The following is a 14,244-nucleotide window of genomic DNA, read 5'->3' on the forward strand; positions in this document are numbered from 1 at the left end:
CTCCCCAAAATTGGCAAAGATTTTTCTCACTGCCAGAACTCATTGAAACTGCAGCGATTTATCCCAAGGGGGCGTATCGGAACGATACGGCAGGAAGGAACTTATTAACCTTCCTTTTCTATCCCGGTAGGGTCGTAATTTGCAAAGCATGAGTGAGTAGCGGACGCATGCGTTTTCCTAGAACCAATTTGACGGATGCCGGAGATTTTTCCAGCGAGATTGAAACGGACCTTCCGGAGGAAAACCCAGGGGAGAAGCCGGCGGCACCCATCTGGCAGAGCAACTTTTCCCTCGCGCCGAATGTGCGTTTCACCCGCACGCCGGAAACGCTGATCAGCAGGCGGCGTGCGCCGAATGAGCCCGTTCGCGATGATTCGCAGATTGGACAGCAGGCAATACGGATAGAGCCGGTTGCCGTCGACGTGCCGTTCGATATCTATCTGCCGGAGCCGGACGAAATTTCCGCAGCACCGCACAGGATCGAACTGCAGCAGTCACCTTTGCTTGATGAGGCCGGCGCGCCGGCTTTCCGCGCCAGCGCCGAGCTTTCCTCCATTTCGGATTTCGCCTTCTGGGAAGTTATGGCCTTCGAAGAGGCAGAGCCGGTTCGCGCGCCGCCGTTGATATCGTTCCAGAAGACCGAGACCTCGCCCGAATCGATCACGTCGCTGTTCCGGATTATGGAATGGCGCCCCGGCCGGCCGGCCCCCGCTCCCGTCGTCTCCCGCCCGGCCCCGCAGCCCGCCGCGGTCTCCGTGAAGGTTGCCGCGCGCCCTGCGGCCGCCCCGTCCCTGGAAAAGCCCAGGCGCATTATTGTCGAGGCACCGGTCATGCTGGCACCTCAGGCTGCGCCAGCCACTCAGGTCGCGCCAGCCCCTCAAATTGCATCAGCCCCTCAGGCAGCGCCGGCGCCGCAGCGCACGCCGCCCGTCGCCGCGGTCCTGCCGTCGCCGCGGCTGGCCGTGAGGCCCGAAAGGATCGACGCATCCGGCTATGAATTCCCGCCGCGTGCCCTGTTGCAGGAACCGCCGGAACGCCTTGGCGAGATCATGTCGCAAGAGACGCTGGAGCAGAATGCCGGGCTTCTGGAAAGCGTGCTGGAAGATTTCGGCATCAAGGGCGAAATCATCCATGTCCGCCCCGGCCCTGTCGTCACCCTCTATGAATTCGAGCCGGCGCCGGGCGTGAAATCGTCGCGCGTCATCGGCCTTGCCGATGATATCGCCCGCTCAATGTCGGCGCTCTCGGCACGCGTCGCCGTCGTGCCGGGCCGCAACGTCATCGGCATCGAATTGCCGAATGTCACGCGTGAAACCGTTTATTTCCGCGAGATGATCGAGAGCCAGGATTTCGAGAAGAGCGGCTACAAGCTGGCGCTCGGCCTCGGCAAGACCATCGGCGGCGAGCCTGTCATTGCCGAGCTCGCCAAGATGCCGCATCTGCTCGTCGCCGGCACCACCGGCTCCGGCAAGTCGGTCGCCATCAATACGATGATCCTGTCGCTGCTCTACCGCATGACGCCGGAACAGTGCCGCCTGATCATGGTCGACCCGAAGATGCTCGAACTGTCCGTCTATGACGGCATCCCGCATCTGCTGACGCCCGTCGTCACCGATCCGAAGAAGGCGGTCATGGCGCTGAAATGGGCCGTGCGCGAAATGGAGGAGCGCTATCGCAAGATGTCGCGCCTCGGTGTCCGCAACATCGACGGTTACAACGACCGCGTCGCCCAGGCCCGCGAAAAGGGCGAGACCATCCATGTCATGGTCCAGGTCGGCTTCGACAAGGGCACCGGCACTCCGATCGAGGAAAGCCAGGCGCTGGACCTGACGCCGATGCCTTATATCGTCGTCATCGTCGACGAGATGGCCGACCTGATGATGGTCGCCGGCAAGGACATCGAAGGGGCAATTCAACGCCTCGCCCAGATGGCGCGAGCCGCCGGCATCCATCTGATCATGGCGACACAGCGTCCGTCGGTCGACGTCATCACCGGCACGATCAAGGCAAACTTCCCGACCCGAATCTCCTTCCAGGTGACCTCGAAGATCGACAGCCGCACCATTCTCGGCGAACAGGGCGCCGAGCAGCTGCTCGGTCAGGGAGATATGCTGCATATGCAGGGCGGCGGGCGGATTTCCCGTGTCCACGGTCCCTTCGTCTCGGATGTCGAAGTCGAAAAGGTTGTCGCCCATCTGAAGACCCAGGGCCGCCCCGAATATCTCGACACCGTCACCGCCGATGAGGAGGACGAGGCGGAAGAGGAAGAAGCCGGCGCCGTCTTCGACAAGAGCGCCATGGCCTCCGAGGATGGCAACGAGCTTTACGAACAGGCGGTCAAGGTCGTCATGCGCGACAAGAAATGCTCGACCTCCTATATCCAGCGCCGCCTCGGCATTGGCTACAACCGCGCCGCCTCATTGGTGGAACGCATGGAAAAGGAAGGCCTCGTCGGCCCGGCCAACCATGTCGGCAAGCGCGAGATCGTATCGGGACGGGGCGACGGCGAGTAATCGCCGGCGGCCAGGGCGTCTGACGGATTCCTGTTTTACGTTTTCAAGGCAGCCAGCCGAACCGTCTCGCTTACAAAATCGGTCTTTCCGACGGTATAAAAATCCCAATCGCCGCCTGCCTCCGCAGCCAGCCGGCCCTTCAGATCGGCATAGGCCTTGGCCCTCTCGGGGTGATCCCTGAGATAATCACGAAACAGAATGCGGTCCCGATGCGCGCGATTATCGGGTCCGCAAAGATAGAGCCTGAACCCATAACCGTCATGATCGCGGGTGAAGGCCCATCGTTGCTCTCCGGTATCGCCGTGGAAGACGAAGTCGGCAGCGCGCACGATCTCGATCGCCGCTGGCAGGAAGGCGTCCGATATCATCACGGCAGCAAGGTCGATCTTCGGCTTGGCCGGCAGGCCAGGCACCGACGTACTGCCGATATGATCGATGGAAAGCAGGTGGTCACCGAGCAAGGCGGAGACCTCGGTGCTGATCTCGGCAAACAGCCGCGGCCAGGAAGGATCGTAGTCGACCACCTTGATGGCGCGCATGCCCTTCCTCTCGATCTGTTCAGGGCGCCTTGGTCAGCAATCCGTCGAGGATCTCGATCATCTTCTGCTCGGCCTCTTCGAGCGAGCCGCTATTGTCGAGCTCCACCACGTCATACTCGCCACGCACCGTCAGCGGTCCGCGGGCGAGCCGGGCCATGATATCCTCATGCGTCTCGCGGCCGCGCGCCTCCAGCCGGCCGGCGAGCACTTCGGGGCGGGCGGTGACGTTGATGACCTTCAGCCGCGGGAAGGCGGCCTGGAAGCGGTGAAGCGCCGAGCGCGAGCCGTTGGCGACGACAATGTGGCCTCGCGACAGCGCCACCGAGACCTCGGCCGAAATGCCGTATTTCAGGCCATGCGCTTCCCACCAGACGGCGAAGGAGCCTGACTGCTCCATGGCGGCAAAACCTTCGAGGGAGACGGAAAGATGGTCTTCGCCGCCGGCGTCACGGTGACGGGTGATGACGCGGCGGACGAAATGCACATCGTCGCGGCCCTTGAAACGCCGGGCCGCGAGGTTCATCAGCGTGTCCTTGCCAGCGCCGCTCGGTCCGACGACGACGACCATGATGCCGCGCTCGGCTCCGGCTCCTGCGTGGGGTTCGTGCGACATCATGCGACACGGCGTCCCTGGCGCCAGACCGAGCGTGTAACCGGCACGCCGTGCGAACGGTGGACGCGCACGAGATCGGCACGCAGCCCCGTTGCGATCCGGCCGCGATCGTCGAGGCTGACGGTGCGGGCGGGCGTCGACGTCACCATGGCGATCGCCTTCGGCAGGCTGATGCTCTCGACCTCATCGGCGAGGATGAAGGGCGCATGCAGCAGGCTGAGCGGCACGTAGTCGGAGGAAAGCACGTCGAGCACGCCCATTTCGGCAAGGTCGCGGGCGGCGATATTGCCGGAATGCGACTTGCCGCGCACGATGTTCGGCGCGCCCATCAGCACGCTCATGCCATGTCCGTGCGAAGCCCGGGCGGCGTCGAAGCTGGTCGGGAATTCGGCCAGGCGCACGCCGTTGTCGATCGCCTCGTCGACATGCGAGAGCGTCGCATCGTCATGGCTTGCCACGGTGATGCCGCGCTCGGCGCAGACCTTGGCGATGGCGTTGCGGTGCGGCGTCGAATTGCGCGCCGATTCTGCCTGGCGCTTGGCGACGAAACGGCCGAAGGCCTCGTCGCTGAGGCCCCGCTTCTTCTGGTAGTAGAAGATATATTGATCCATCGTCTGGAACTGACGCTGGCCGGGCGCATGATCCATCAGCGAGACGAGCCTCACATGCCGGTCGTTTTCGAAGTCGGCGAAATGTTCGAGCACATTGTCGGCCGAGACCTCGCAGCGCAAATGGATGAGGTGCTCGGCACGCAGCCTGCCTTCCGTCTCTGCCGACTGGATGGCATCGGCCATCTCGCGCATCTCGCCATGTTCGAAGCCGCCGTCCTCGTCCGCACCCATGCGCAGGCAGTCGAACACCGTGGTGATGCCTGAGGTGACGATCTGGGCGTCATGCGCCTGGATCGCGGCGGTCTTGTTCCAGCGAATGCCGGGGCGCGGCTGATAATGGCCTTCGAGATGATCGGTGTGCAGCTCAACGAGGCCTGGAATGATGTAGTCGCCTTCAAAATCTTCGCCGGCTACCGAGTTGCCCTCGGAGATGTCGGCGATCTTCCCGTCGCGGATGAGGATCGAGCCCGAGAGGATGTCGTCCTCGAGAACGATGCGGGCGTTGGAAAACACGGTCTCTTTGCTCATGTCGTCAGGTCTTTCAGCTTTTGGCGCCGGCAAGCGGTAGCCAGGAATGAACTTCGAATGGCGCGCCGCGCGTCTCCTCGATGAAGACGGCAAGGCCGGAAATCAAAAGCGGCCGGCCGGTGAAATCGGCAAAACGCTCGGTCAGGATCGCTTTCATCACCGCGGCGCGTGTCTCGGGCACCTGGCCGCTCAGCGTCATGTGAAAGCCGAAATCCTCCATGACGTAAGGATAACCCCAGCGCAGCAGATGAGCGCGCTGGCTGTCGCTGAGCTTCTCCGGATTGCGCCGCGCCATATCGGCCTCGGAAAGCGCTGCGCGGAACGGTTCGAACGACCTTACCACCTTCGCGGCGAAATCTTGAAGAGGTTGATGCAGTGAACCGGGAACGAGGGCAAAAAAACGGCCGAGCTGGCCGAGCACAAGCTCAGGAATCTCGAAGGCTTGGGTGCGCTGGGCAAAATCCTCGGCAACGGTCATGAGATCCTTCTCGGTGACCGAGGAGGCGAGCGAAAAGGGCGCCTTGATCGTGGCGTGAAAGCCGTAACGGCGCGGGTCGGCGGTCAGCTCGAACTGTTCTGCCGCAGCCAGTTGCGCATATTCCGGTGCCGGATAGGTCTCGCCGGTGAAAGCATTGCGGCCGAGCCAGAGCGAGGCCGCGCCGGTCAGGGGATCATCCTTCGGCGGCGAGAAATAGAGAGCGTAGCGCAAGGCTTTTATCCTGGAGATCGTCCAAATGGGGAGGGCACTGTGCAGTGATTTGGCGGCGAACCGCAAGCAGGCTCCCGGCTAAAAGATTTCCGTGACAGAATGATGATGGCGGCAGCATCCACCGCCTTTGATCGATGGATCAGTGGGTCTTCGTGCCCATCAGCCGGTGGCGCAACGCGTTCGAGGCGGTGTCGAAAATGAAGACGACGATCAGAATCAGGATGACCATGTAGGCGACGTTTTCCCAGTTGGCGTTGGTGCGCATGGCCTCCCACAGTTTCAGGCCAATGCCGCCGGCGCCGACGGCGCCGATAATGGTCGCGCCGCGTACGTTTGATTCCCATTGGTAGAGCGTCTGGCTGACGAAGACGGGAACGATCTGCGGCATAATGCCGTAACGATGAACGAGCACGGTCTGAGCGCCTGTTGATTTGATGCCTTCCCGCGGCTTGTTGTCGATATTCTCGAGGCCTTCGGAATAGAGCTTGCCGAGCGTGCCGGTCTCGGTGAGGAAGATCGCACCGCTGCCGGCAAGCGGGCCGGGGCCGAAGGCGCGTGTCAGGAACAGCGCCCAGATCAGCATATCGACCGACCGCAGGAAATCGAAGAAGCGCTTCAGGATCTGGTTGAGCAGGCGGTTCGGCGTGATGTTGCGGGCTGCCAGGAAGGCGAGCGGAAAGGCGGTAAGCGAACCGAGCAGCGTGCCGAGGAACGCCATGACGATCGTCTGGAAAAGCTTGGTCCAGACATCGCCGTGCTGCCATTCGCTGTTGTTCCAGATGTCGTCGAAGGCGAGCGACAGATTGGATTGGTCGGGCTTGATGCGCGGGCCGGAGACGATGAGGCTGACGACCTCGCGGACCGGCTTGTCGAAGAAGGAGGATTGCGTATCGAAGATGAAATTCGCCCAGCCGATGAAACGTTTGCGGATCTTCACCCGGTCGACTGAAATGCTGACATTGCCGGCAAAGCCGAGATCGGCCAGCACATTGTCATCATAAACAGTCATCCAGCCGGGTACCGGCCCGACGACTTTCGGCGCACCGCTCGAAACGTCGACCGGGACGCTGACGCCATGCGCGGTGACGATCGTCTGGCTCTTCGAGACGGTGACGGTGCGGCTGGTGCCGCTGATCGAAACGGTGATGCTGCCGTCGGGGTTGTTGACCAGCCAATCCGGATGCGGATTGTCGCCGAGCGGCGAGAAGCGCGGATAACGGACATCGATCGAGCCGTCACCCTCGATGCGGAATTCCGGCTGAACGTCGTAGCTCACCCATTGGCTGAGATAGATGCCGACGCGCTCCCAATGGGCTTCGGCGAAAAGTTTGGGCAGGTCGAAGAACCAGACGGCATAAAGGCTGTAGAGCAACGTCGCGATGAGGATCATCAGCCCGCCGAAACGCTGGCGGAACGACCGGTGGAAATATTCCGGATAGCGCGTTTCTATCTCGTGCATGCGGTTTGCGTCGATCACCGTCATGGCGGCCTCAATGTTGCAGGAGGAAGGCGTGCTCGCCGACAAGGCGGCGGCGCAGCCATGCGGAGAACTGGTCGACGGCGACGATGGTCACGAACAGCAGCAGAACGAGCGCCACCGTCTTGGCGCCGAATCCCCGCGAGATCGAAAGCTTCAGCTCCTCGCCGATGCCGCCGCCGCCGACGGCGCCGATGATGGTCGAGGCGCGCACGTTGATCTCAAGGCGCAGCAGCGCATAGGAGGTGAAATTCGGCAGCACCTGCGGCAGGGCGGCAAAGCGAATGCGCTCCCACCAGTTGGCGCCGACGGCTTTCATGCCCTCATGCGGCTTCATGTCGATATTCTCGGCCACTTCGTAGAAGAGTTTGCCGAGCGCGCCGATCGTGTGCAGGGTGATGGCGATGATGGCGGCGACCGGCCCGATCGACAGGATCGCCGAAAACAGCCCGGCAATGACGATCTCCGGGAAGGCGCGCAGGAATTCCATCAGCCGCTTGGTGACGATGCGCAACGGCCATGAATTCGTCAGGTTGCGCGCGGCAAAGAAGCTCAAAGGGACGGCAAAAACGAAGGCGATGATCGTCGAAATCAGCGCGACGTTGATCGTCACGATCATCAGTTCGAAATATTCGGGAATGTAGAAAGCGCCCCAAACGTAGACGCGGCCCCTGTCGAAATTGAATTCCTCACCGCCCTTGTCGTTGGCGCTCGCTATGTCGAACAGCGCGCGCCAGACGTCGTGCCAATCCTTGGGGATGAGCCAGCTCAGAAAGTCGAAGAGATGCGGCAGACGGTCGAAGAAATGGCCGGCATTGCTCTCATCGGCGAAGCGGACGGAGCTGACGAAAGCCGCAATCAGGATAACCAGGCCGAGAACGGTATAGAAGCGGCGCTTGGCGACCATCCGGTCCCAGGCGGTGCCGATCTCCTTGGTGCTCTGCATGTGCGGCTGTGTATTGGCAATAGTCATCAACGCCTCGCCTACTGCGCAATTCAAAGTGCTTCAGCGTCCTTTGCGGCTCTCGAAAGGACGCGCACAGTTCTAGTCACAAGATAAAGGGCGGCCGTTTCCGGCCGCCCTGCATTCGAAAAACCCCATCAGCCGCCGATGGCAGCTTTGCGGACGTCGACGACGGCATTGTAGAAGTCGTGCTTGACGGGGGCGTAACCCTTGTAGTCGCCGCCTTCGACAGCGGCGAAGCACTTGTGGTCCTTTTCCGGCAGGGCCGTGAAGAAGGCTGCAAGCTTCGTCTGCCACTCTTCGCCGAGAGCGTTGCGAACGACGAGCGGGCCGTTCGGGATCAGCGGCGAACGCCATACTTCGACCAGCTTGTTCGGATCGACGGCGCCCTTGTCGACTTCCTTGCGGAAGGTACCGGAGGTGTAGCCGTCCTTGAAGTCGCCGATGCCGGAGCTATCGTCGACGGCAATGTCGACCTTGCCGTCATAGGCAGCGAGAAGGTTGTTCTCGTGGCCGCCGTTGAACTGGGTCGAGGCGAAGAACTTGTCGTTCGGCATGCCCGTGTCCTTCGGGATCTGCGTCAGCGGAACGAGGTAACCGGAGGTGGAATCAGGATCGGCGTAGCCGAGCTTCTTGCCCTTGGCGTCCTTGATGGACTTGATGCCGGAGGACTTCAGAGCGAGGCCGATCGAGTAATAGCCCGTCGAGCCGTCCTTCTGCTGCGTCGTCAGGATCGGCGTGACAGCCTTCGGCTCCTTGATGTAGACGGCGGCATAGCCGGAGGCGCCGAGTTCGGCGAAGTCGAGCGTGCCACCGAGCAGGCCCTGGATCACGCCGTCATAGTCGGCGGCCGGGAAGAGCGAAACCTTCTCGAAGCCGAATTCCTGTTTCAGGTGGTCGGCAAGGCAGGCATAGTTGCGCAGGCGGTCGGTTTCGTTTTCGCCGCCGAGGATGCCGATGCGGAATTCCTTGAGGTCTGCAGCGTGGGCAGCGCCGGCGAGCGCGAAGAGCGCCGTTGCCGCAAAGAGTGCTTTCTTCAACATTTTCTCTCCTATTGACCGGTGTCCCCGGCCTTCCCGTTACGAAGAAGTGTGCCCTTGACGCGGGCGCTCGATCGCGGCTGCCTCTCTCAGAGGCCGGCCAGCGCCAGCGGCTGTGTGCCGGCGGATTGATTGTCTGCCCGCTCAGGGGCGATATTGATTGATGTCGAGGTCACCGTTTCATCGATGCCGGCGCCGTCCTTGTCCGTCCCGTAGATTTCCTTCACCGCTTCGGCGGTCAGTTCCGCGGGCTTGCCGTCGAAGACGACGCGGCCGCCGGCCATGCCGACGATGCGCTCACAATAGTTGCGGGCGGTGTCGAGCGTGTGAAGGTTGGTGACGACGGTGATGCCCTCGCGCTCGTTGATATCGCGCAGCGCATCCATGACGATCTTGGCGTTCAGCGGATCGAGCGAGGCGATCGGCTCGTCGGCGAGAACCATTTTCGGGTTCTGCATCAGCGCGCGGGCGATCGCCACGCGCTGCTGCTGGCCGCCGGAAAGCGTGCCGGCTGCCTGCAGCGCCGTCTGCTCGATGCCGAGGCGTTCGAGTGCCGCGATGGCATGCACGCGTTCCTCGCGGGTGAAGATGTTGAGCAGGCTCATCAGCGTCGAGCGATGATTGAGGCGGCCGAGCATGACATTGGTGAGAACGTCGAGGCGCGGCACCAGGTTGAACTGCTGGAAGATCATCGCGCAGTCGCGCTGCCAGTTGCGCAACGCCTGGCCGCGAAGCCCGGAGACCTCGACGCCGGCGAAATGAACGGAGCCGGAGCTCGGCTCCTGAAGGCGGTTGATCATGCGCAGCAGCGTCGACTTGCCGGCGCCGGAGCGGCCGATGACGCCGACCATCTGGCCCTGGGGAATGGCGAGCGTGACGGAATCGACGGCGAGCTTTTTTCCGAAACGACGTGTGACATTCTTCAGCTCGAACATCATGCTCTTCCCTTGCGATCCAGGCCTTGATCAGCATCGCATTAGTCCCGCTTGATGAACCTCGCATGTCATATTTGTGTAAGTCCTGTCACAATTCCCCGCCCCTATATCGGGGGTTTAACCGCCGTAGCGGGACAGGAAATCTTCCGCGTCCAGGTTGCGAAAATCCTGGAGCGCCTGGCGCAGCCGGTCATGCTCCCAATCCCACCAGGAAAGCCTGTCCATCCGTTCGCCGACCTCTCTTGGAAAGCGCTCGCGGATGAGCTTGGCCGGTACGCCGCCGACGATCGCGTAAGGCGCGACGTCTTTCGAGACGACGGCGCCGGCTCCGATCACCGCGCCGTTGCCGACACTGACGCCGGGCAGGATCGTCGCCCCGTGGCCGATCCAGACGTCGTTGCCGATCGTCACGCGGTTTGCGCGCCGCCAGGCGAAGAAGTCCGTCTCCATGTCGCCATCCGGCCAATAGTCGGCGGCGCGATAGGTAAAATGATGCAGTGTCGCGCGCCAGGTCGGATGGTTGGTGGCGTTGATGCGCACGGCGGCTGCGATATTGACGAACTTGCCGATCGTCGCACACCAGACGGAGCCATCCTGCATGATGTAGGAATAGTCGCCGAACGTGGCCTCGCTGATGCGGCAGCGTTCGGAAACCTCGGTATAGCGCCCGAAGGTGGAATCGCTGACGGTTGCCGTCTCATGAAAATAGGGCTCGATACCCAGCTTGCGGCTCATGCGGCGATCTTTCTGGGTGAGAATTGCTGGACGTCGAGGATGCGGTCGGCGACGGCTTCGCGCACTTCTTCGTCGTGGAAGATGCCGAGAAGGGCCACACCCGCCTTCTTCTTTTCCGCGATCATGCCGACGACGACGGCGCGGTTCCTGGCGTCGAGCGAGGCTGTGGGTTCGTCGAGAAGCAGGATCGTATGCTCAGTGATGAAACCGCGCGCGATGTTGACGCGTTGCTGCTCGCCGCCGGAGAAGGTGGCGGGCGGAAGCTGCCAGAGCGTTTCCGGCAGATTGAGCCTGGCGAGCAGGGCGCCCGCCTTTTCCCGTGCCGTGACGGCGTCCTCACCGCGTGCCACCAGCGGTTCGGCAACCACGTCGATCGCCGCGACGCGCGGCACGGTGCGCAGGAACTGGCTGACATAACCGAGTGTATTGCGGCGGACGTTGAGCACCGTGCGCGGATCGGTGGAGGCGAGATCGACGATGCGTCCGTCGTGGCGGATGAGGATCTGGCCGGTGTCGACGGCATAATTGCCGTAGATCATCTTGAGCAGCGAACTCTTGCCGATGCCCGATGGGCCACCGAGCACGACGCATTCGCCCGATGCGACCGAGAAGGCCACATCGGAGACGACGGGTAGCTTGATGCCGTCGCGCAGATGCATGGTGAAGCTCTTCGAGACTTCGGAAACGACGAGGGGCGTTGCCATGATTTCTTCTTCCTTGGTTTCGCCGCGCGTCTGAAAAGACGCGCAAAGGACGCTATAACATTTTGAATTGCTGCATAATTTTGCCCTTAAATGGATTCCGATAAGGAATTATGCAGTCGCGCTCAGACTTGCAGGATCGAGGAGACGAGCAGCTGCGTATAGGGTTCGCGCGGGTCGTCGAGCACGCGGTCGGTGAGCCCGTGTTCGATGACGTAGCCGTCCTTCATCACCATCATCCGGTGCGAAAGCAGGCGGGCGACGGCGAGATCGTGGGTGACGATGATGGCCGAAAGACCGAGATCGTTGACGAGGCCGCGCACGAGATCGAGCAGGCGCGCCTGCACCGAGACGTCGAGGCCGCCGGTCGGCTCGTCCATGAAGACGAGGCGCGGACCGGTGACGAGGTTGCGGGCGATCTGCAGGCGCTGGCGCATGCCGCCGGAAAAGGCGCGCGGCTGGTCGTCGATGCGGTCGGCGTCGATCTCGACACGTTCGAGCCAGTCGATCGCCGAAGCGCGGATCTTGCCGTAGTGCCGGTCGCCGATCGCCATCAGCCGTTCGCCGACATTGGCGCCGGCCGACACCGTCATGCGCAGGCCATCGGCCGGGTTCTGGTGCACGAAGCCCCAGTCGGTGCGCATCAGGAAGCGCCGCTCGGCCTCGTTCATGCGGTAGAGATCGCGGTAGCTGCCATCGCGCATGTGATATTCGACGCTGCCGGTACTCGGCAGCAGCCGGGTGGAGAGGCAGTTGAGCAGCGTCGTCTTGCCGGAGCCGGACTCGCCGACGATGGCGAGCACTTCGCCGGGCCAGAGCTCGAAGGAGACGTCTCGGCAGCCGATGCGGCTGCCGTAGAATTTCGAAACGTCGTGAACTTTGAGAAGTGGAGTATCGCTCATTCTGCAGCCTCCCGGGCCAGCATCTCGCCGGCATGTCCGTGCGCGCGGCGGTCTTCGCAATGATCGGTGTCGGAACAGACGAACATGCGCCCGCCCTTGTCGTCGAGAACCACCTCGTCGAGATAAACATCCTCCGCACCGCAAAGGGCGCAGGGTTTGTCGAAACGCTGGATATCGAAGGGGTAATCCTCGAAATCCAGGCTGACGACGTCGGTATAGGGCGGAACCGCATAGATGCGCTTCTCGCGCCCGGCGCCGAAGAGCTGCAGCGCGTCCGACATATGCATCTTCGGATTGTCGAATTTCGGCGTCGGCGACGGGTCCATGACATAGCGGCCATGGACCTTCACCGGATAGGCGTAAGTCCGTGAGATGCGGCCGTTATGGGCGATGTCCTCGTAGAGCTTCACATGCATGAGGCCGTATTCTTCGAGCGCATGCATCTTGCGCGTTTCGGTCTCGCGCGGCTCGAGGAAGCGCAGCGGCTCGGGGATCGGCACCTGGTAGACGAGCACCTGGCCGATCCCGAGCTTTTCTTCGGGAATGCGGTGGCGCGTCTGGATGATCGTCGCATCCTTGGTATGCGTCGTCACCGCGACATTGGCGACCTTCTGGAAGAAGGCGCGGATGGAAACGGCGTTGGTCGTATCGTCGGCGCCCTGGTCGATGACCTTCAGCACGTCGTCCGGTCCGATGATCGAGGCCGTCACCTGCACGCCGCCGGTGCCCCAGCCATAGGGCATCGGCATTTCGCGCGAGGCGAAGGGCACCTGGTAACCCGGAATGGCGATCGCCTTCAGGATGGCGCGGCGGATCATCCGCTTGGTCTGTTCGTCGAGATAGGCGAAGTTGTAGCTGGCCAGATCGGTCATTCGGCGGCTTCCTTCATGTCTTCGCCACCGTTGCGGGCGGCTTCGAATTCGCGGCGCATGCGGCGGACGAGATCGAGTTCGGCCTGGAAATCCACATAATGCGGAAGCTTCAGGTGCTCGACGAAGCCCGTCGCCTGGACGTTGTCGGAGTGCGAGATAACGAATTCCTCATCCTGTGCCGGTGCGGTGATATCCTCGCCGAGCTCTTCGGCGCGAAGCGCCCGGTCGACCAGCGACATCGCCATCGCCTTGCGCTCGCTCTGGCCGAAGACCAGGCCGTAGCCGCGGGTGAATTGCGGCGGCGCCTTGGCCGAACCCTTGAACTGGTTGACCATCTGGCATTCGGTGATCTGGATCGTGCCGAGCGAGACGGCGAAACCGAGTTCCGGCACGTCGAATTCCACCTCGACGTCGCCGATGCGGATTTCACCGGTGAAGGGGTGGTTGCGGCCGTAGCCGCGCTGGGTGGAATAACCGAGCGCCAGCAGGAAGCCCTCGTCGCCGCGGGCAAGCGCCTGCAGGCGCAGATCGCGGGTCATCGGGAATTCCATCGGCTCGCGGGTCAAGTCGCCGATCTCGTGGTCTTCCGGCATGTCGCCGTCGGCCTCGATCAGGCCTTCCTCGCCGAGGATCTCGGAGACGCGCATGACGCGGCCGGTCTCGGCGGCGCGCTGAGCGGGCGTCTCGACCGCCTCGTCCGAAAGTAGCGAGGGATCGAGCAGGCGGTGGGTATAGTCGAAGGTAGGCCCAAGAAGCTGGCCGCCCGGCAGATCCTTGTAGGTCGCCGAGATGCGGCGTTCGATCGTCATATCAGCCGTGTCGAGCGGCTTCGAATAGCCGAAACGCGGCAGCGTCGTTCGGTAGGCGCGCAGCAGGAAGATCGCCTCGATCATGTCACCGCGCGATTGGCGGATGGCAAGGGCTGCGAGCGTGCGATCGAAAAGCGAGGCCTCGGCCATGACACGGTTGACGGCGAGCGCCAGCTGCGCCACGATCTGTTCGATGCCGATCGCCGGCAGCGAACGGTCGCCGCGGCGGCGGTCGGCGAGCAGGCGGTGGGCATTGGCGATGGCGGCCTCGCCACCCTTGACGGCAACATACATGA

Annotated in this window: 14 protein-coding genes; 1 reads left to right on the forward strand and 13 read right to left on the reverse strand. The window is 62.5% G+C overall.

The window, feature by feature from the left end:
- Positions 1-167 precede the first annotated feature (167 nt).
- Entirely contained in the window at positions 168-2,513 is a 2,346-nt protein-coding gene (locus AC244Q_RS22970; RefSeq protein ID WP_113546600.1) for a DNA translocase FtsK, read from the forward strand.
- Between the two features lie 35 nt (positions 2,514-2,548).
- Here the strand turns inward: AC244Q_RS22970 and AC244Q_RS22975 are convergent, their stop codons facing one another.
- The 13 genes from AC244Q_RS22975 to AC244Q_RS23035 all read right to left on the reverse strand — a co-directional run bounded on the left by AC244Q_RS22975 (position 2,549) and on the right by AC244Q_RS23035 (position 14,242).
- Positions 2,549-3,052, reverse strand: a complete 504-nt coding sequence (locus AC244Q_RS22975; RefSeq protein WP_113546599.1) for a GrpB family protein — start codon at positions 3,050-3,052, stop codon at positions 2,549-2,551.
- Between the two features lie 19 nt (positions 3,053-3,071).
- A complete protein-coding gene (gene phnN / locus AC244Q_RS22980) occupies positions 3,072-3,668 on the reverse strand; it encodes a phosphonate metabolism protein/1,5-bisphosphokinase (PRPP-forming) PhnN (RefSeq protein ID WP_113546598.1) in 597 nt (198 codons plus the stop codon).
- Positions 3,665-4,804 carry an alpha-D-ribose 1-methylphosphonate 5-triphosphate diphosphatase gene (locus tag AC244Q_RS22985; protein WP_113546597.1) on the reverse strand — a complete coding sequence of 380 codons (1,140 nt, stop codon included), beginning with the start codon at positions 4,802-4,804 and terminating at the stop codon, positions 3,665-3,667. Before AC244Q_RS22985 ends, phnN begins: the two co-directional genes overlap by 4 nt.
- 13 nt (positions 4,805-4,817) lie before the next feature.
- Positions 4,818-5,513, reverse strand: coding sequence for a DUF1045 domain-containing protein (locus AC244Q_RS22990; RefSeq protein WP_113546596.1), 696 nt, complete (start codon positions 5,511-5,513; stop codon positions 4,818-4,820).
- A 139-nt stretch (positions 5,514-5,652) separates the two neighbouring features.
- Positions 5,653-6,996 (reverse strand): phosphonate ABC transporter, permease protein PhnE, encoded by a 1,344-nt coding sequence (gene phnE / locus AC244Q_RS22995; RefSeq protein WP_113546595.1) that lies wholly within the window; start codon positions 6,994-6,996, stop codon positions 5,653-5,655.
- Between the two features lie 7 nt (positions 6,997-7,003).
- Entirely contained in the window at positions 7,004-7,963 is a 960-nt protein-coding gene (phnE, locus tag AC244Q_RS23000) for a phosphonate ABC transporter, permease protein PhnE (RefSeq protein ID WP_113546594.1), read from the reverse strand.
- Positions 7,964-8,091: 128 nt separating this feature from the next.
- Entirely contained in the window at positions 8,092-8,997 is a 906-nt protein-coding gene (phnD, locus tag AC244Q_RS23005; RefSeq protein ID WP_012759687.1) for a phosphonate ABC transporter substrate-binding protein, read from the reverse strand.
- Between the two features lie 86 nt (positions 8,998-9,083).
- Complete coding sequence (gene phnC / locus AC244Q_RS23010; RefSeq protein ID WP_113546593.1) at positions 9,084-9,929, reverse strand: phosphonate ABC transporter ATP-binding protein; 846 nt, start codon at positions 9,927-9,929, stop codon at positions 9,084-9,086.
- Between the two features lie 117 nt (positions 9,930-10,046).
- On the reverse strand, positions 10,047-10,664 hold the full coding sequence (locus AC244Q_RS23015) for a DapH/DapD/GlmU-related protein (protein ID WP_113546592.1): 618 nt from the start codon (positions 10,662-10,664) through the stop codon (positions 10,047-10,049).
- The gene (phnL, locus tag AC244Q_RS23020) at positions 10,661-11,368 is read right to left on the reverse strand and encodes a phosphonate C-P lyase system protein PhnL (protein WP_003544411.1); all 708 of its coding nucleotides are present in this window, start codon (positions 11,366-11,368) and stop codon (positions 10,661-10,663) included. The genes AC244Q_RS23015 and phnL overlap by 4 nt, the downstream gene beginning before the upstream one ends.
- A 122-nt stretch (positions 11,369-11,490) precedes the next feature.
- Positions 11,491-12,267: a phosphonate C-P lyase system protein PhnK gene (phnK, locus tag AC244Q_RS23025; RefSeq protein ID WP_113546591.1), complete on the reverse strand. Its 777-nt coding sequence runs from the start codon at positions 12,265-12,267 to the stop codon at positions 11,491-11,493.
- A complete protein-coding gene (locus AC244Q_RS23030) occupies positions 12,264-13,139 on the reverse strand; it encodes an alpha-D-ribose 1-methylphosphonate 5-phosphate C-P-lyase PhnJ (protein ID WP_113546590.1) in 876 nt (291 codons plus the stop codon). The genes phnK and AC244Q_RS23030 overlap by 4 nt, the downstream gene beginning before the upstream one ends.
- Positions 13,136-14,242: a carbon-phosphorus lyase complex subunit gene (locus AC244Q_RS23035; protein WP_113546589.1), complete on the reverse strand. Its 1,107-nt coding sequence runs from the start codon at positions 14,240-14,242 to the stop codon at positions 13,136-13,138. Before AC244Q_RS23035 ends, AC244Q_RS23030 begins: the two co-directional genes overlap by 4 nt.
- Positions 14,243-14,244 lie beyond the last annotated feature (2 nt).

The sequence above is a fragment of the Rhizobium sp. CB2179 genome, assembly GCF_057653455.1.

Coding starts and splice junctions, on each gene's coding strand:
- AC244Q_RS22970 (WP_113546600.1), top strand. CDS start 168: ATGCGTTTTCCTAGAACCAATTTGACGGATGCCGGAGATTTTTCCAGC.
- AC244Q_RS22975 (WP_113546599.1), bottom strand. CDS start 3,052: ATGCGCGCCATCAAGGTGGTCGACTACGATCCTTCCTGGCCGCGGCTG.
- phnN (WP_113546598.1), bottom strand. CDS start 3,668: ATGATGTCGCACGAACCCCACGCAGGAGCCGGAGCCGAGCGCGGCATC.
- AC244Q_RS22985 (WP_113546597.1), bottom strand. CDS start 4,804: ATGAGCAAAGAGACCGTGTTTTCCAACGCCCGCATCGTTCTCGAGGAC.
- phnE (WP_113546595.1), bottom strand. CDS start 6,996: ATGACGGTGATCGACGCAAACCGCATGCACGAGATAGAAACGCGCTAT.
- phnE (WP_113546594.1), bottom strand. CDS start 7,963: ATGACTATTGCCAATACACAGCCGCACATGCAGAGCACCAAGGAGATC.
- phnD (WP_012759687.1), bottom strand. CDS start 8,997: ATGTTGAAGAAAGCACTCTTTGCGGCAACGGCGCTCTTCGCGCTCGCC.
- phnC (WP_113546593.1), bottom strand. CDS start 9,929: ATGTTCGAGCTGAAGAATGTCACACGTCGTTTCGGAAAAAAGCTCGCC.
- AC244Q_RS23015 (WP_113546592.1), bottom strand. CDS start 10,664: ATGAGCCGCAAGCTGGGTATCGAGCCCTATTTTCATGAGACGGCAACC.
- phnL (WP_003544411.1), bottom strand. CDS start 11,368: ATGGCAACGCCCCTCGTCGTTTCCGAAGTCTCGAAGAGCTTCACCATG.
- phnK (WP_113546591.1), bottom strand. CDS start 12,267: ATGAGCGATACTCCACTTCTCAAAGTTCACGACGTTTCGAAATTCTAC.
- AC244Q_RS23030 (WP_113546590.1), bottom strand. CDS start 13,139: ATGACCGATCTGGCCAGCTACAACTTCGCCTATCTCGACGAACAGACC.
- AC244Q_RS23035 (WP_113546589.1), bottom strand. CDS start 14,242: ATGTATGTTGCCGTCAAGGGTGGCGAGGCCGCCATCGCCAATGCCCAC.